Here is a 17602-nt window from a genome sequence, read left to right as displayed (position 1 = left end):
TATGACACAGGACCACCCCGGACCGGCGACCACGCCGCGTACCCGTGCAAAGGCGCGCCATATCCTTGATAACTACTATATCGGCCCGGCGCGTGACGAGGCGGTTCTGGAAATATGGGGCTACACCCCAGAAATGAGCTATACACCCGGGGACCGCGTTGCGCTGCACGTGTCCACCACGGCAACGGAATGGGAGCTTGAGATCGGCCGCGACGGGCAACTCTATGAGCCACTACTGACCAAGAGCGGCCTTCCGGGGGTGCATCATCCAACGCCCAAAGATTGCTCGGTCAAGGGCTGTGGCTGGCCCGAGGCCTATGCCTTCACCATCCCCGATGATTGGGCACCCGGCGGTTATCTGGTCACTTTTCGCGCCCGGAAGGGCGATGATGTGGTTGAAGAACACCATGTCATTCTAATCAGAACCGCGCCAGATGCTGCGCCACCGCCCTATGTTTTGGTTTGTGCAACGGGCACCTGGCTAGCCTATAATTGCTGGGGCGGGTCCAATCACTATGAGGGTATCACAGGGCCGAATGGCGATGCTTTTTCACCCATCGTCTCCACACAGAGGCCATGGACGCGAGGGTTCTGCAAACTGCCCGAGGGCGCACCGCGTGCGTTGCGCGAACAGCCGACCAAGCCTGACGAGATGGTGCGCTATCCCTACATGGAGTGGGCCTATGCCTATGGCTATTCCAAGAAATACGCCTCAGCCGGCTGGGCAAGCTACGAACGTCATTTCGCCCGTTGGGCCGAGGCTGAGGGATATGCATTCGACATGGTCACACAGCACGATCTGCACCGCGACCCTGCTCTTCTGAACCGCTATGCCTGTGCCGTTTTCGTTGGCCACGATGAATACTGGAGCGCGGACATGCGCGATGCTGTCGATGTCTATGTCGATTCCGGGGGGCATGTCGCGCGGTTTGCCGGGAATTTCCTGTGGCAGACCCGGATCGAGGACGAAGGCCGCACACAGGTCTGCTACAAGTATATCGCAGATCAGGACCCTTTGATGGGGACTGATCAAGAGCACCTTGTCACGGGTGCGTTCGAGGTGAACCCAGTGAACCGTCCCGGCGCGTTGACCTTCGGTGTTAACGCCCTGCGCGGCGTCTATGCCGGACTTGGCAACTGTGTTGGCGGCGGTACGGGTGGCTTTACGATTTACCGGTCCGATCATTGGGCCTTTGACGGAGCCGGGCTCGGTTATGGGGACGCGCTGGGCGCGCGATCGCGGATTTTCGGCTACGAGGTTGACGGGCTGGACTACCGTTTCGAGGATGGGTTGCCCTTTCCGACCTGCACGGATGGTGCCGTGCCGGAGATCGACATCCTCGCAATGGGGCTCGCAACCAATATCGAGGCCGATCACGGTATTTGGGGTGAAACGCTCTACATCGGGTCAGCGGATGCGGCGTTCAAAGCGCAGGTGCTCTTCGGAGAGGTCACGCCCGAAACCTTGGACGCCTGCAAACGCGGCAACGGAATGATCATCTCGTGGCCGCGTGGCAAGGGCGAGATATTCACCGCTGCGACCTGCGAATGGGTCGCGGGCCTGATCCGGCAGGACGACCAAGTCGAACAGATCACACGCAACGTCCTGAACAGGTTTGGCAAATCGAAGGACCGCTCACGGTAGCTTCTGCGTCTTACTTGAAGCGGACCTCTGTTCAAACCGCAGCATCGGTCAATTCGGGCTCTGAGCGGACGCGCGTCGATGCAGCGCGTCGAGATTAAATCCAGCGCCGAAAGCAGAAGTTGAGAAAATCGAGATGATCCGGCGATTTCATCGGCTTGGCCCAACGTGCTGAACTCTGTCTTCCAGAAGTTGCCCAAGCACAAACCGGGCTGACCAACTGCTTCTTGCCCAATCTGTCTAACGCTGCGGAACAGCCGAATGTCAGCATTTCTCTCAGTCAACCATCACGGCACGCACCATTGCAATAAACTTAAGTCAGCGTGGAATAAACTTCGGCAACTCGCTGAAAGGTCCAAAAGCAGGCGATAGCCGCACATCCACCGGCTAGGCCCACTCGTAGGGACATCCACAAACTGGAGTTCACGCGCCGACACACTATCAAGGCAGGCCAGAGCGCAAGAATAATGGCGACCTGGCCAAGCTCGACGCCAAGATTGAAAGCAAGCAGGCTTTGCCAGATGTTTGGAGATGTGACCTGCAAGATCTTGTGCAACACAAAGCTAAACCCAAGCCCGTGCAAGAGGCCAATCAGCGTTGTCAGAAGCACCATCGTGACTTCAGAGCGCGCATTGTCCTTAAAACTCATAAACGCTGCGACGGCTGCAAATATGATAGAAAGCGCGATCCCAGTTTCGACGGCAGGAACAAACCACGCGCCCGATGGCACAAACCCGAAAAACCCCAGCGACAGGGTCACGCTATGCCCAACGGTAAAACCGGTTGCACGCAGCAAGAGCGCCCTGAGGGTCTGCGCTCCAATGACCAAACACACAACAAACAAAACATGATCCAACCCTTCGAGGATATGTCGTATGCCTTCCCAGACGAAACTGAGGAATCCTCCGTATCCTTGTTGCTGAACAACCAATGGTTCAGCCATCAGACCCCGAAATCGGAATATCTGAGGTGTGTCTGACGCGTAGTCGAGAATGAGGTTGGCCGTTTGGTCCTGATCCGGCAAGCCGGGGTCCAGCACGTTCGCAATGCTATACGATTGGATGGGACTGTAAGTGTCATAATGCAGGACGAGATCGACAACTGTGTCACCAACAAAAAGCGGTGGCATGAGGGCCGTTTCGGTTTCCACGGCCTGTTGAGCTTCGGCCAAAGTTGCAAATCCGGGCTCATTTCCAACTCGATGCAAGCGAACGGACTTAACTGTTCCTCTTAAGCGCTGATTGTCGACCAACAGATGTAGTCCATCTTCGGCGAATTGCCCCAGCCCATTGGGATCGCTCAAGGCAGCCTGCCAGTCGACAAAGTGGACCAACTGGCCGTCGCTCATGGCATTGGTCGTGAATGGTGCAGCTTCCGGCAAGGCATCACCATTCTGATCACCGACCTTATCTGCAACCAGATAAGGCATGGGCGTGCGCATGTAGATACGTAGACCGTCTTCGGAATGCTCGACATGCGAAATTCGAACGTTGAGGTTAAGCAAAAAATGCGCCGAGGCTGATAGCGTCAGTGACAAAAGCACACCGACAAACAGAGCGCCTAAAGCAAAAACCTTTGGTCTTAAACGCTCATGCATTTGGATCGCGAGCCTCGATTACAGTTAATCCATCCAGCTTCCAATGGCCTGACTCAGGTATGACCTCCGCCAGCACCCGAAACGTAACGGCGCGCATATGGGCGTGCCCCCAATGACCGCCTTGTGCTTTCACTGTCCATTTGGCCAGAGTGCTAAATCCACCCGGTGTGAGGGTTGGGTTAATGCGCTCTAATTCCAGTTCGCTGATATCAGTAACCGTAGCAAGACTACCTCCTGGCGTTCGGATCGCGAGCCCACGTTCAACCTCTGTTGCGATGTCACCCAGAGACGCTTCCGACACAATATGTGCCAGCTCTGACTTTCTTGCGGCCGGCGAAACTTCCAGAGTCACCGTGCTCAAGTTATCGACCATTGAGCGCAGTATATCTTCCGCAACCTGCGGCTCAGGGGGCTCGGGCTTATTCCACGGTAATTCCAGCAAATATCCCGAAAATGCCAGGGTTGCCGAAGCAGCGACAATAACGGTTACGCAACTTACGCGCTTTGCAACTTTGCCCTTGCACAGCAGGAAAAAACCAAGTGAGGCGGCACTGATCACCCCGGAGATTAAAGTCATTGCCGGGTTCTGCCGTGTCTGCTGCTCAACTGGAATCTGAGTAACAGATGCTCTTTCGTATTGGAGCAAGTGGTTCTGCCAATGAAACTGAGGGTCTGCTGGTGTCACAGCTCCAAAGAATGGCCCGGCGATATCGTTTGAAATGGTCGCAACGCGGGAAATTTCCTCGTCAAACATATCCCATGTGACCGTTACCTGATCGGGAAGGTCCGACGAAGAGAAAGACAGGATGGCTCCGATAAACGCATTGTTCACAGACACTTGCTTTCCAGGCTGGACAACCTGAAAACCCTGCGATGTGAGCTCCAGAAGTTTTGCTGTAGCGTTTGACGGTTGGACTAATTTGCCATCAATTGATACCGGGTTACGAGAAGCCAAAAAGGACGCCGCCTGATTTACGATCAAGGCGCTATGCTGTGGCGAAAGCGTTTGCCCCACTTCGAAAGTTTCACCAATCCAAGGCGCCAGTTCACGCAAGCGGATCAACGTCTCATGCCGAACTTCACGGGGTTCGATGTAAAGAAAAGTGGAGGTCCCGTCCTGCGCTTTTCGATTCAGGCTTTCAGCAGAAAAGCGGCTATCCCACGGATCAGGCCAGTGAATCTTTAACTCTGTCGGCTTTGACAAGAAGCTGAAATCCGTGACCGGAACCTCACGGTCAAAAACCTGCATCCCGATAGTTACCAGTGGTTCGCCATCCCGCGATGGAGGCACTATAGTCAGCTCCTTGGGAACTGAGTTTTGAAACGGAAAGAACAGTTCGACGAAGAGAACACGCGGATCTTTGGGCGGGCTGGGAACAATTTGACCCGAGAATGGATCGCGCTGACCTGCAAGCGGCGAGGCCCGGTTTATGCGCGTTCGGTATTCCACCTTTCTGATATCAGCGTTTAGGGCCCGTTCGTCGCTTCCAACAATCGACAGCGCCCGGCCTTCGGCTTGCGCATAACCTTGATTGGTATCTTGTTCAGCCTCCGGCTCACCTCCGACGAAATCTGATGACCATCCTATTGGCAACATTTCCGCAAACAATGGAATATCTTCGACATAGATTTCAAGGTCGACGTAGACCCCATCATCTTTGACATGCAGGACAGCGATATTGGGGGCGACTTCTGATCCGTTAGTCAGAACGACATCCGCCGAAACGGCCTGTGCACTTGAGCCCATCAGGCTCAGCATCAGGAATAGTCGGTACAGATACTGCCAAATCGGAATTTTGTTCACCCCTGAAGGTTAATTATCCGGCATTGGCGGTGGCGTGTAACCCTCCCATTTTCCCGCATTGACTTTGTCGGACGGCTCTTTTTCTTTTGAACGCGGGGCATTGATGTACTCGTCGCTCACAGCGGGTGGCAGCGCGTATTCATCAACACTCGCTTCCCGAACAACGATCTGGTCCCTGGTCACGTTGATCACCTGTAGATCTCGCGCGAGTGTGAGCGGTCCATCGTAAGTCGAACGGACGCCTTCCAAAATCGCCTGATAATTTTCGGGTGAAAGAACAGAGTGATATCCGAGGGCCATACGCGGTTCGACCGCAGACATCACTTTGCCAAAGGCCGCAGGTTCGGTATGAACGCGCGTCGCTACATAGGTCGCCTGTTTCATGTCCCAGCCAAAATACGGGGCCAAAGCGTCAGGTGGAAGAAACGCCTCGTGAGAAGCGATGTCCGCTCCTTTGGCATATTCCACATACCATTTGTTTGGGTAGGTATCTCCGCCAAAGACGTATTTCAGTCCATTCCATTCCAGAGAATAACTTACCGAGCCATCTAAGCTGTGGATAGCAGGCCAAGACCGGATCGTGACGTCGTTCTCCTGATATACGATCTCGTTTTCCTGCATGTAATCGAATTCAGTGACTTCAAGCTTGGCGCCATCATCCGGCAGCGCGCCCGTTCGCGTGGCCAAGTCCCAGGCGTAAGCTTTGGACATGCCATCAACATATGCTTTAGTGCCCAGTTCATCTTCTGATCCGGACGGGCCGAAGATGCGGAGCGGGGTATATCTGCCTGAAAGCCACCCCCCAACGTGGAGGCCCATGAAGTCTCCAACGTGATCAACATGCAAATGGCTGAAGAAGACCTTGTCGATTTTTGCAAAATCCGGTCGCAACGAAAACAAGTTTCCAGTTGCACCCGTGCCCACGTCAAACAGGAAAACGTCTCCATTCCCTAGTTCAACATAAAATGAGATCGAAACGGCTGCCTTGGTTTGGTTAGGCATACCCGTTCCCAGTGCAGTGATACGCATTTCATCCGCGCCAAGAATTTCAGTGTTGGGAAAGTATGACGCGGGATAAACACCATTTTCAATTGCAGAAGCAGTTCGACCAGTCGGAAGCGCGTTTTGCGCTGAAGCGGTGCCAGCCAACGACAAACCCAAAGCCAATAGTGCGCCAGTCGTGGAATTCATAATGCTTTTCATTGATCCCCCCTTTTCTGCATGGCGTTTCTGAGAGCACGATGTCGTGAACTCCCAGTTGTCCATAGACTTGTCTACGGTACGGCCATAGACTACTCTATGTCAAATAATGAATGCTATAATCTGAATGTCAGAAACTGTCACCCGAGCCTCACCCAAAAACGCCGCGACCAAGGAAGACTGGATATTGCTGGCCTACGAAGTCCTCAACGAGGGTGGCGTTTCCGCGATAAAAGTCGTGCCAATGGCAAAGCGACTGAACCTGACAAGCGGTAGCTTCTACTGGCATTTCAAGAACGTCCGTGAGCTTTTGGATGAGGTTCTCAGATATTGGGAGCAGGAACTGACTGACAAAGTGATCGCACAGGCAAAGACTTTTGGCGGTCCCCCGGAAGCCCGCATTCTTCTTCTTATGAAAAAGGTCATAGAAGAGGACGCCGCCTTACCGGATCACGCTGTCTCAGTTTGGGCGAATACCGATGAAAAGGTGGAAGAATCATATCAAAGAACCATCGGCAAGCGCTTCCAATTCGCCGCCTGGATGTTTGAACAGGCCGGGTTTTCGAAAGAAGAAGCGAAAGCGCGTGGAAGATTGATGGTTACTTCGCTGATGGGAGATTCATCGACCGGTCTGAAAGCGCGAGGCGATTGGGAAAGGGTTATAGAGCGGGAACATGCAATTCTTGTCGGAAAAAAGAAGATAGAATAAGAATATTTTCCGGCATTGTGAGTTTCCTCGTATCAGACCGCCAGTTGTTAATTGCCCTTTAGGAAGGTCAAACGCAACAGTGCCAAGAGCCGACATTCAGTCTGTGACCATCAAGATCCGCGTCTTCCGCGACCCAAACGCTCGACACTCGCGCGGCACACGGCCGGATTTGAATTGCGCCGATTTGGCAGGCTTGAACGTCCGCTTTCGGGAAACCGCGCTGCATTGACGGGACATAGTCCATGATCTGACGGGCGCGCGGCCCCATAGTCCGCTGCGCCAGCATTAGGCTGCTTTGTCCGCGCCTCGGGCATAGCGGCGATTTCGAAAAAAGTCAGGTGCCGTTACAAGCTGCTGTCAAGGTTGGCGTCAGTTTAAAAGCCCTGACACCAGTAACCCGCATAGCAAGTGACTTGGCAGGTAGAAAACCGGCAATGCATTTTTTATAATATTTTAAATTGCTTGATTTACCAAATGGCGGACCGAGGAACCGCCATGATAATGTTGTGACCCGTAGCATTAAATAGCATTTTTCCAGCAGGTTATTCGGAAAACATACAACATTTATGTCGCACGACGTCTAAAGTTGTAGTACAAAATAGCATAATTTTAGGCGGGTAAGTAGGGGGGTGTGGTATGCCGCGCGTATCGAAGGAACTGTCTGCGCTTGATGTCAAACGGATGCAGCATGATGGAAGAACTTCCCGCAACGGCAAATCGCTCAACATGAACGTCGCCGTTGGTGGCGTAAGTGGGCTTCTCCTGCAAATCACCCCAAACAACGGCAAAACGTGGTTGCTGCGCACTACTGTCGGCGACCGACGCCGCGAAATTGGTCTCGGCGGCTATCCCAACGTTCCCCTTGCCAAAGCTCGTGAAATCGCGCGCGAACAAAAAGACAAAATTCAAAACGGCATTGATCCGGTTGAAGAAAGAAAGGCCCAGAAAGCTGCTCTGGTCGCGGCCCAGCGCAGGGGCCTGTCTTTTGCAGATGCGGTAGACCGGTATTTGGACGCAAAACTAGATGCCTACAAGAACGCGAAACACCGGCAACAATGGAGAAATACTCTGACCACTCATGCCGTGCCTGAACTTGGCGCCATGCTCGTGGATGACATCACCGTTCAAGATGTTTTGCGCGTTCTCGAACCGATATGGCGAACAAAGACTGAAACTGCTTCGCGCCTGCGGGGACGCATCGAAGCAGTCCTGTCATGGGCCACCGTTGCAGGGCATCGGTCTGGCGATAATCCGGCGCGTTGGGCGAACAATCTGAAAGAGCTGCTCCCTGCCCCTTCGAAAATCGCGAACACCTACAATCAACCCGCACTGAAGATCGAGGATGCGCAGCGCTGGCTTTCCGATCTTCAAAATAGAGAAGGGCTTGGTAGCCGCGCGCTGGAGTTCCTCACCTTAACGGCGACCCGCTCGCAAGAAGTGCGAGGTGCGCGATGGAGTGAATTGGATTTGGCTGCCGGAATGTGGATCATCCCGGCAGATCGAACAAAGATGAAGCGTGAGCATCGAGTTCCACTCTCCAAGACTGCTATGGAACTGCTGCGCGCCATTCCGCGGTTCTCGGATAGTGACTTGGTGTTTCCTGCCCCTAAAGGCGGCCAAATGTCGGATATGACATTAAGCGCCGCAATGAAACGTTTGCATGAAAGAGATCTGAAACAAGACGGCCCGGGTTTCACAGACCGTGTGACCAAACGACCCGCGGTCCCTCACGGATTGCGCAGCACTTTTCGAGATTGGGTGTCCGAATACACAAACTTTCCCGGCGATATGGCTGAAGTCGCTTTAGCACATAAGATCAACAATAGTGTCGAGGCTGCTTACCGGAGAGGAGATATGTTGGAGAAACGGCGAACCATGATGGATGCTTGGGCTGACTTTTTGATCGGAAATCAACATGAGAACAAGATCATCACTTTGGGACCACTGACATGACACTCCCGAAAGGCTGCGTACCTCTTTTTGAACTTGAAAGGAACATGCAGAGGATCGTTCTAGCAGACAAGAATCTTGCGAAACTAAAGCCGTTTGGAAAGCGTCCGAAATGGCATTGGGAAAGTCAAACTAGCGCCGAAAAGCTAGCTGAATTAGAACCCCGTCTCCGCTTAATCTATGACACGCCCGATCTGTTTAGCATTGCTCGTGGAGTTGCTATCCATTTGCTTGAAATGCTTGTTTTCAATGATGAAAACGAAAATGGAGTATTCTTGTATCATAATAACTCATTGATACCGGCTTCCAGGGGAAGCGGCCTTTATTCTCCGATGCGACTGTTGCTAGTTGAAGATGCAGCGGTCGCGCCTAAGGCGTGTGTCAGCAACAAAGACGTTCTTGGTTTTGTCGAATTTGGGAATAACAGGCGCAACAATCAAGTTTTTCTAGAGCCCGGCAAATGGATAGTTCGTGACCACCCCCGCTTCGATCTGTGCCCTGACTCCGACAGCCGGGAATATTGCAATCAAATCTGGAACCAATTGCACAGCTTCGGCGGAGCAGTTTTTGTCTTTCAGTACCCTGCAAAATCACTCGGTTCAGGTTGGGTTACGAAGAGTAAATTCGACTGGGAAGCTAGCCATAAACTAAAGAAGCTGTTGAATCCTCTGCCAACGCCGAAGCGCGACAGTGAAAAATTTAATCGACTCGTACAACAAGCCTCTGCACATTACCTCAGCCTAAGGGAACCGGAGAAACTAAAGTTTGGAAAACCAATGCTCGCCGAATTTCTTGGATATCCTGGAATGCCGCCAGAAAACAGCGGACTTCGTGCAATTATGAATGCTGTACTTAAAAGCCTTCCAGTTGAAGATAGAGAGCGACTGAAGGTTGCCGGTAGAAAGCCGGCCTAGGCTTAGGTATCAAAACCGAAAAATGTCAGGGGCGGCGATGCAAATCGCTGACAGGAACAATTCACTACATTGGTGATATCGCGCTAAGGCGTGACGCCAGCCCGTCAGTCCAGCGCACAGATTTTCGACCCGATCCAACTTATGTTTTCTTTGCCGAAGCTGAACAAATGCGGCTCAGACAATCCTCCTAGCGCATTTGAATTACGCTAGTTTCAATGCCGCTACGGTGGAAGCTCAGGACAAAGCTGCCATCAGACGTAACTCGTTAGACGACGTAGGAGAACCCGGAGAGCTTAGTTAGCTTCGCAGCCAAGGTCCTACTCTTCATTTTTTCATCAATTTTGCAGACTGGGAGGAAGTGATTTAGTCTTTCAATTTTTGGAACTTTACGCACTTCAAAGTCACAAGTCCTGACTGCCAAGATCAGAAATTCCCTCAATGATTTCTGCAAGGTCTATGAGGTAACCTTCATTGAACGTCGCAAATTCAATAAATGAGCGGACCTCTGAATCGATCTTGCCTCCACGTGCTATTAGCGTTGGCTGGCTCTCCGACAATTCGTAAACTACCGGGATCAATCCATGTATTTCCATCGTGTCATGATTTGCATCCCACTTTGCTGTGCTAAAAGCCTGCGAAACTGCAAAAAAGGTACTTCCAAATGCAGCTTCCATGTTACTTTTTGCGTCTTGCGGAAATGTTTTCCCATCCCAAAAGTAACCACCGGCCAACCCACTAATTGGGGTTCCGTCAACGGACACTATGATCGAAAAAGAACCAAGGTGCGAATTTCCGCGTCGAATTGATAGGTAGAGGTCCATAAAAGCGTTGCGACCTCGGTTAGCCGTAAAGACAACTTCAACTTTTGAAGATCGCTGCGATTCCAGAAAATCTTTGGCCGCAGACCTAAAAACTTCTGAAAATGACAAGAAATCGAGGAAATCAGAAACTTCACGCGCGAAACCCATTTTGTTTTGAGGCTTTGCTATTGCAGCGTATTGATAATTGTTTTGCTTCGCACCACCCTGCATCGGCGAAAAGCTCACCATTTGGGAAAGGAGCTTTTCATCAGTGTTAATAAGATCTTGAGTCGACCATCTTCCAACCTTCTTAATGCTATCGAATTCGAACTTTTTCAAAAGGTTTGTCACTTTTTCAGGTGTGCCAAACTCTGCAGAAGATGAATAATACGTTGAGAGATTGTCGCCCTTATTCAGAATCCAGTAAGTTGCGTCAGTTTCTGCTTTGGCATCTGGATGTGCGTACGGTTGGAGCCAACCGATCTTTTCGCCAATTACTTGCTCAAGATCTAGATAAAATTCGCAAGGAATTTTCCAAATGTACGCGATAATCACATGATCTACGTACTTTGATCCGGGTATAGGATTAAGGCAGAGCAGAGCGATGCGTATAAACGGCAGCTTTGCTGCGCGCTCCTTTACACGACTCAAATACTTGTTTCGCGCGGGTTCGTCTTCGAAATACTTCACACAAACTTCTGGGCTGATCTGGGGAGAAAATGTGATTTGCTTCAATTCTTGGCGCTCGAAGCAAACCTCACCCTTTTTGATGGCGGCCTTGTAGCCGCTAACATCCGCGCCGCAAATTTCTGCAAAAGTCGACAAAGGCAGGAGAGCTTCATGCCAGTGCGTGGACACTAGAATGCAGCGCACCCGTTCTTTTTGAACATCATATTCCTGACAAAAAAGAGTCAGGTATTTGCTAAGCTCATTCAGTGTCGCTCGCGCACTATTGTCACTGCGTTTAACTTCTATGCAAACATAGTTTTGCAACGCGTCGGTTGCTAAGATATCCACTCTTCCGCCTGAGCCTACGGCATTTGGTAAGGAATGCTCAACATCAACCAATGTTAAACCGGGCTCAAGCGCTTCGAGATGCTTCGCTAAGTAGTCGCGAAAACCGGTTTCGTTTTCCCATCGACCGAGAACTGACAATACCATGTTTGGTGCTTTCCCGCATTCACTTGTTGTCGTTCAGCAATAAGATGCATTTCCGCAAGATGCACTACCAAAAGCTGAACCACTTGTAACTACAGCCCATTGCGCGATGCACATGGCTCCAGCATCTAGTAAATCAAACCTTTCAGTACGGCTGACCCCCCCTACAGCCGTTCCGCGGTGCGCGCCGTTGGCGGCTAAGTTTGCAACTCGGTCAAAGCCCGAGTTTGCCGACTGTCCGCTATAAGTAGTTGAGTGCCATTGAGGTAGTGCCTGCTTACAGGTCCGGAGGCCAATCTGCTAATTTCACCAATTCTACAAATTGCTGATCCTATCGACTTTCTGGTCAATACGACAACACACGACGTATCACCCAGCGAGGCGACAATGATACAAAAATTAGAAGTGTTACTTAGCGATAAGAATGTCGCTCAGCGATTGAATGTTCATCGGGGCACGATTTGGCATTGGCTCAAACACGACCCGACATTCCCCAGACCGTTTAAGCTTTCGGAGCGCTGCACTCGTTGGCGGCTATCAGAAATTGAAGCGTGGGAAAACACTAAACAACGAGGCGCGACAGCATGAAACGTATTCCGCGCGCCAACGAAATCACAGCACGCGCATTGACTGATCCGGAACCAAGTTTCGTATCCCTCGTACAGGGTGGCACGAACCAGCGGCCATTTAGGTCTGTCAAAAGCGAACTGGCCAAGGACGAAACACGATCCGTATCTATGTTCGAACGCTGGGGTCTTCCTACGAGCGAAATCGCATCGGCGCGTGAAGTAACCCGCGCCCAGCGCTGCAATCAACTAGCATCCGCACTCGGCGGGCGCATCACTTCCTTCAACGATGAGAAAAACAATGCTTGAAACAGCAACCCTCAAATATGGTCGAACTTATACTCTCAAGCCAATCAGCCCAGACATGTCAGAGCCGATCATGTTCAAGAACGGCGAACGAATTCCCGTAACGCAAGAAATTCGAAAACATTTGAAACAGCACGCGACCTTCGTTCAGGAAGCGCGGTATTCTGATGGCCGAATTGAACGAACCAAGCTTTGTTCTTTCGAATTCTCTCCCAAGGACGAACAACTCAACGATCAGAAATAGAAACGACCTCACCCAGTTGTCCGGGAAGAGGCCGTTCTGTGTAGCTGTCTGAACTTACCATCTTCCCGGCAAATGGGCAAAGCCCAAAGGCCCCACAAATGAAAACAGAGATTGCACCCGGGTTCACCGGAAGAATTCTTGCGCCCCCACGTTACGATTTTGCCGAAAGCAGTGAACACTACGCCTTCGAGATAGAGCGACTAGGTAAGTTTCGGATCATTGAATGCTCCGACCGAATTCAGTGGATCATCCAAAGACGCATAACGCCACAAAACGAGCGTGCTGGAACACGATGGAAGGCAATAGGGTACTTCATGACCCGCGATGCGCTTGCACGCCTGTGGCACGCTAAAACAGGCGCTGCATTGGTCGCATTTGACCACTCAATTTCATGTCCCAAGAACGCAAACCTGCGATCTGGAAATTCTGCGCTACCGTCTATCGCGCCTTCAATATACCTCGGTCAGGATCATCACCATGGGGCGTGACAAACATAATGAGAACCGAACCGACCAATTCGCCAAATGGATTAAAGAAGACACCCGACTACCCGCGTGGAAGGCCCTAAGCTCCACGGCACAAGCAGCATACATGCATCTCAAAGTCCGATGTCGCTATGAAGGCAAGAGGCTGAAATTCAATAACAATGGCGTTGTCGCGCTGTCCACCCGGACACTAGCAGCAGAGATGGGTGTTGCCCCGAAGACAGCAGCCACAGCATTGGCAGACTTGCAGGCCAAGGGGTGGATCGTATGCACCCAACGACACAGAAAGGGCATCGAAGGCAATGCGCTATCGCCGGAATGGCGATTGACGATGCTGCCGACCGAACATCTTGGCAAACCGAAAGCACCAACAAACGACCCGAGATTTTGGGCAAAAGGCAAAGACTATGACGTTATTGAATACAAAAGCAGTAAACGGCCCGGTCACGCTCGCGGGGACGCTACTCGGTTCCGGAGCGCAAATACTGAAGCGTCCAATTTGCTTAGGTTTCGAGGCGAGTAATTCAAAAACCTGCTGCTAAGTCTGCTGCACCCTCGCCGCAAAGTTTGCAGCAGAAATTCCGAGGTTCGAGCCAACCTGCTGCAATGTCTGCATCAAGAACCGCTCAATTTCACCCATTACCTGCTTCTGAGTTTGCCGCACATCTAATCACCATCTCTTACAAGGCGTTCACGCCCTGCACTGCAGTCACTGAATTAACATCCAAACGGGAAATCCTGTCAGAGAAAGCACCCGATTTGCACCCGGGTTCAATGTTCCATCCAAGCGACCACCAAATTCGGAGAAATCCATGCATGTCATGATAGCACTTGCCACAGCTTCTTATTTGCTGGTTGGCCATATCTCATACCGCAACATCATCGTCTCGGGCACATACCGCCGTGCACTCGACGGTGATGAAGAGGCAATGCTCTCGCTCATCCATCGGAATGAAAAATCATTGGCCCACTACCTGACATATGGGGGTTGGTTGTCGTTCTATCCGGCGTTCGTCGCCTTAGGCTGTATCATTGCACGAATGGACATCGAGATTTGAACCCGGGTGCAATTTTTGAGAGCGGCTTCACGTCGCGATCCCGTCTAACACTGACTGGTCACGGAGTGAAACGACATGGGCAGCACACGCCAAGAACGAAATCCAACCTCAGGTCAAATCCCTCACAGGAAAACACCGAAGGGGGGGTTTACTGGAGGTTTGCGTATGCAGCATGTACGCAAAAAAATAAAATGCTCAGTCAAACAGTATCCCGAACGGTCACCGGAAGCGTTGGACGGAATAGACAGAGAAATCGAAGCCGCCATTCGGGAAGATCGCCAAATTCGCCTGGACCACGCATTTCCGCACGCAGCTGCTCACCCCAGACGAAAGACCTTATGTTCACCGTGTTTGGATTTGAACCCGGGTGCAAACCAAGTAGTAACTGAGACCGCAGATCAACCGGAGATTGGCGGCAGGGACGGCACCGAATACATCAACGAGTACAGATTGGTTGTTGTCCACCGCATGTCGCTGCGGGGCGCACCTCTTGGGCAAATCGGCGCATTACTGGGCATATCCTCTAAGCACGCCCAGCGCCTCTTTGACAAGCTGACAGATCAGCTTCGTTCGGAGGCAAAGCAAGTGGAAATCGCGAGATTGGTTAGTGAGACACTCGGTTTTTATCACTCGGTCAGAACCGAATGCATGAGGATTGCTGGAACTAGCACGGATGTACATGAAAAGCTTAGTGCATTGGATACCGCTCTGGCTGCGGAAGCAGACAAACACCGCTTTTTACAAGCCTGTGGTTTTTATTGTCATGCAGAATATGTCCCACAAAAAGCACACACTGCAGATAAATAATTGCTGTCTTTTATAAGCTCCCAAAGGGCGACCAATGCGGCTGCGTTTCCTGCAATGTCGTTTTCTAACCCAAAAAAAGGGCGGCACTTCTGCCGCCCTTTCACTAATAAGTCCGAACATATGCTTACTCGTAGGTGTCAGTTGGCGATAGGTATAGACCCCGGCCGCCACCGCCACCGCCACCGCCACCGCCACCGATGTTATTGAACTCTTGCGGCATGAACTGGTTGTCAAAACCATTGTCATTTGGCCAATAATCTGGGGACATGTGTTGATCAATTAGGTCATGTGTTTCTTGGTATTCCTGACAGTGAAAGCCAGTGTCCGCCAACTCGTGGACGGAGCAACCAAGGCGATAACCCATGTTGCCAGTCCTCATATCGCCGATACCGCGCGCACTTGCAAAAGTAGCAGTTGCAGCCAGTACTACCGCCAGAGGCGTGATGGTGAGCAGTTTATTCAACGTGTTCATTTTGATCCTCCTTTTGGTATTCCGGACCCAATCAATCTGCGTCGATCCGAATTTGTATGTGGTCACATCAACCGATTAGAATCCTAAAACCGGGTCGGAGTTGCAGAAATATTGAAATTTTCTTTCGTCATTCCAATGTAAAAAAATATATACTTTTTAGAGGCTTGTGTGCATTTCAGATCTGTAAAAAAAATCGTAACCTGCTTAATCATTCAGTGGCCTGCAAATTGTGAACGAAACATGGTTTGAAAGACTCGAATCGTAGCCCGATTGCCACACTCAGTCACTCATGCATTCGTAAGCTCATAATAATAAATACAAAAACCTCTTAGCGCTTAACGCGATTCAGGAAACTTATAGGTACTGCCTATAAATTTGCTGTTAGTGATTTCACCGCCGTCTAGTACAGCGTTTCGTAGATGCCGCTTGCCGCCATTCTTGTTGAACCTCTTTCAACCCTCGCGGACCTTTTTGCGCATTGTCTCGTGTTGAAAGCTTCGGGCGGCGAAAACCGATGCAAGGGCCCGGCGTAGATCGTGGAACCACCAGCCGGTAACGCCGCTGCGCCCGTCGAGGTTATGTTTGAACCGGCGGAAGCCGGAGAACGCCCGCCTGGAGCGGGGATGCCATCGACCAGATCGTGATCGCGTAGGGCCATACCCGCTCTGATCGCGTCGACGGCATTTCGGTTCAGCGGTGCGAGGTCTTGCAGCGCTATTCCGAGAGATGGTCGATCAAGGTTGCGTAACCAAAGAAATTGCGCACTAGATCGACCTTTCAATTGATCGAGTGCGCGAGTTTGTAACCAAAATCTGAAGGGGTCCTTTTAGGCAAAATTCTGCTCGATAGTTTTGACGAAATGCAACATTTCTTCGTTACGCGTCTTTGCATCGGAACCATAGTGAGCTCTGCGATGGCAGTTTGGGCACAACCCAATCATGTAACGTGGGTCATCAGGACCACCGTCGCTAAGTCTACGAATGTGGTGCACTTCCAAAAATGGAGCGCCGCTAGATGTTTGGAACGGCGCTGGATCACCACAGTCTTCACACTTGCCTTTTGCACGCGCAAAAACGTAATCCCGAACAGCTTTACTCCGTTCGAAAACAGTGCCCGAGTAGGATTGTCCTTTTCTCGGTTGGTTTACAGCCGCGGCCATTGCCCGCTCTCGTAAGGTGACAAGGTCGGCGGCGCCTGGATCAATTGGCGCTTCGGCCATCTGTGCTAGAACGGCACCGAGTGGCCGAAGTTCAAACACATACGCCCTTCTCATATCACCTAGACTGTCAGGAGCTTGTCGCTCCAACACACCTTCTACTAAGTATTGGCCTTCGAACCGGAGGCCACTTTTCTGTTTCTGGAACAATAGAAGGTCTTTTCCATTCGCAGCGTGATCGCGGATGGCCTTGTTGCCTTTGGCCATTACCATATCGCCGATTTGGCCTTCGCCAAAATACTCGAAAACCCCATCTGATCGCAGGCCGTCTTCGTAACCGTGATGACCTCCTTCTTTCGCCGTCACGATGACGATCAAGTTGTGTTCCTTAGGGGTGATGATGCCACCCTGTTGTTGGCCAGAGTATTTAGCGTGGATGTCCTGACGCCGGTTGTATGTCCGGCCAATTTCAAATCCCCAATTCACTAACATTTCTTCCTTTTCAATCTGCGATGAATTTTGACGGCCCATAAACCGAGTGTCGAGATTTGATGTTCAGCCATGTCTCTCCAGAGTGATTGCATTCGCTGATGGCATCACAAACTGGTGCAACTTCACGAATAATTGCGCAACCTCAAGCGACCAATTGAAAGCCTTCCACTCCAACATAAAACTTTGTTTTTATTTTTAAATATCTTTTGCGGTCAGCATACGAGAAGCCTCTGTCGACAGCA

16 protein-coding genes are annotated in these 17602 nt (G+C 51.3%); 10 read left to right on the top strand and 6 right to left on the bottom strand.

The genetic code is table 11. The features are described 5' to 3' along the window. Window position 1: 1 nt before the first annotated feature. Window positions 2-1645 carry a N,N-dimethylformamidase beta subunit family domain-containing protein gene (locus tag ACR0C3_RS06320; RefSeq protein WP_480757753.1) on the top strand — a complete coding sequence of 548 codons (1644 nt, stop codon included), beginning with the start codon at window positions 2-4 and terminating at the stop codon, window positions 1643-1645. Between the two features lie 310 nt (window positions 1646-1955). Here ACR0C3_RS06320 and ACR0C3_RS06315 read toward each other — a convergent pair whose 3' ends face one another. The 3 genes from ACR0C3_RS06315 to gntH are packed head-to-tail and all read right to left on the bottom strand — an operon-like array spanning window position 1956 to window position 6246. After that, window positions 1956-3239: a HupE/UreJ family protein gene (locus ACR0C3_RS06315; RefSeq protein ID WP_480757752.1), complete on the bottom strand. Its 1284-nt coding sequence runs from the start codon at window positions 3237-3239 to the stop codon at window positions 1956-1958. Next, on the bottom strand, window positions 3232-5043 hold the full coding sequence (locus ACR0C3_RS06310) for a hypothetical protein (RefSeq protein ID WP_480757750.1): 1812 nt from the start codon (window positions 5041-5043) through the stop codon (window positions 3232-3234). Before ACR0C3_RS06310 ends, ACR0C3_RS06315 begins: the two co-directional genes overlap by 8 nt. Window positions 5044-5052: 9 nt before the next feature. Then, the gene (gene gntH, locus ACR0C3_RS06305; protein WP_480757749.1) at window positions 5053-6246 is read right to left on the bottom strand and encodes a guanitoxin biosynthesis MBL fold metallo-hydrolase GntH; all 1194 of its coding nucleotides are present in this window, start codon (window positions 6244-6246) and stop codon (window positions 5053-5055) included. Between the two features lie 124 nt (window positions 6247-6370). On the opposite strand from gntH, the gene ACR0C3_RS06300 reads away from it, so the two are divergent. The 3 genes from ACR0C3_RS06300 (at window position 6371) to ACR0C3_RS06290 (ending at window position 9816) form a co-directional block, all read left to right on the top strand. Then, the gene (locus tag ACR0C3_RS06300) at window positions 6371-6952 is read left to right on the top strand and encodes a TetR/AcrR family transcriptional regulator (protein ID WP_480757747.1); all 582 of its coding nucleotides are present in this window, start codon (window positions 6371-6373) and stop codon (window positions 6950-6952) included. 636 nt (window positions 6953-7588) lie between these two features. Further along, the gene (locus tag ACR0C3_RS06295; RefSeq protein ID WP_480757745.1) at window positions 7589-8905 is read left to right on the top strand and encodes a tyrosine-type recombinase/integrase; all 1317 of its coding nucleotides are present in this window, start codon (window positions 7589-7591) and stop codon (window positions 8903-8905) included. A 44-nt stretch (window positions 8906-8949) separates the two neighbouring features. Continuing rightward, the gene (locus tag ACR0C3_RS06290; RefSeq protein ID WP_480757744.1) at window positions 8950-9816 is read left to right on the top strand and encodes a hypothetical protein; all 867 of its coding nucleotides are present in this window, start codon (window positions 8950-8952) and stop codon (window positions 9814-9816) included. A 401-nt stretch (window positions 9817-10217) separates the two neighbouring features. Here the strand turns inward: ACR0C3_RS06290 and ACR0C3_RS06285 are convergent, their stop codons facing one another. Beyond that, on the bottom strand, window positions 10218-11777 hold the full coding sequence (locus ACR0C3_RS06285; protein WP_480757742.1) for an endonuclease NucS domain-containing protein: 1560 nt from the start codon (window positions 11775-11777) through the stop codon (window positions 10218-10220). Between the two features lie 384 nt (window positions 11778-12161). Between ACR0C3_RS06285 and ACR0C3_RS06280 the strand changes: the two genes are divergently transcribed. The 6 genes from ACR0C3_RS06280 to ACR0C3_RS06255 all read left to right on the top strand — a co-directional run bounded on the left by ACR0C3_RS06280 (window position 12162) and on the right by ACR0C3_RS06255 (window position 15240). After that, on the top strand, window positions 12162-12362 hold the full coding sequence (locus tag ACR0C3_RS06280; protein WP_480757740.1) for a helix-turn-helix transcriptional regulator: 201 nt from the start codon (window positions 12162-12164) through the stop codon (window positions 12360-12362). Continuing rightward, window positions 12359-12649, top strand: a complete 291-nt coding sequence (locus ACR0C3_RS06275; protein ID WP_480757739.1) for a hypothetical protein — start codon at window positions 12359-12361, stop codon at window positions 12647-12649. The genes ACR0C3_RS06280 and ACR0C3_RS06275 overlap by 4 nt, the downstream gene beginning before the upstream one ends. Beyond that, window positions 12642-12890, top strand: a complete 249-nt coding sequence (locus ACR0C3_RS06270) for a hypothetical protein (protein ID WP_480757738.1) — start codon at window positions 12642-12644, stop codon at window positions 12888-12890. Before ACR0C3_RS06275 ends, ACR0C3_RS06270 begins: the two co-directional genes overlap by 8 nt. Before the next feature lie 324 nt (window positions 12891-13214). Continuing rightward, window positions 13215-13898 (top strand): hypothetical protein, encoded by a 684-nt coding sequence (locus tag ACR0C3_RS06265; protein WP_480757736.1) that lies wholly within the window; start codon window positions 13215-13217, stop codon window positions 13896-13898. A gap of 289 nt (window positions 13899-14187) precedes the next feature. Then, the gene (locus ACR0C3_RS06260) at window positions 14188-14433 is read left to right on the top strand and encodes a hypothetical protein (protein WP_480757735.1); all 246 of its coding nucleotides are present in this window, start codon (window positions 14188-14190) and stop codon (window positions 14431-14433) included. Between the two features lie 165 nt (window positions 14434-14598). Further along, on the top strand, window positions 14599-15240 hold the full coding sequence (locus ACR0C3_RS06255; RefSeq protein ID WP_480757733.1) for a hypothetical protein: 642 nt from the start codon (window positions 14599-14601) through the stop codon (window positions 15238-15240). A 124-nt stretch (window positions 15241-15364) separates the two neighbouring features. On the opposite strand, the gene ACR0C3_RS06250 is transcribed toward ACR0C3_RS06255, so the two are convergent. Together ACR0C3_RS06250 and ACR0C3_RS06245 are read right to left on the bottom strand one after the other, a co-directional pair. Further along, complete coding sequence (locus ACR0C3_RS06250; RefSeq protein WP_480757731.1) at window positions 15365-15712, bottom strand: hypothetical protein; 348 nt, start codon at window positions 15710-15712, stop codon at window positions 15365-15367. Window positions 15713-16538: 826 nt separating this feature from the next. Beyond that, on the bottom strand, window positions 16539-17399 hold the full coding sequence (locus ACR0C3_RS06245; protein WP_480757729.1) for an HNH endonuclease: 861 nt from the start codon (window positions 17397-17399) through the stop codon (window positions 16539-16541). Window positions 17400-17602: the final 203 nt, after the last annotated feature.

This window comes from Ruegeria sp. CK3, assembly GCF_056536565.1.
Note: the sequence above shows the minus strand (reverse complement) of the source record. Positions and strands in the feature narration are given on the sequence as shown.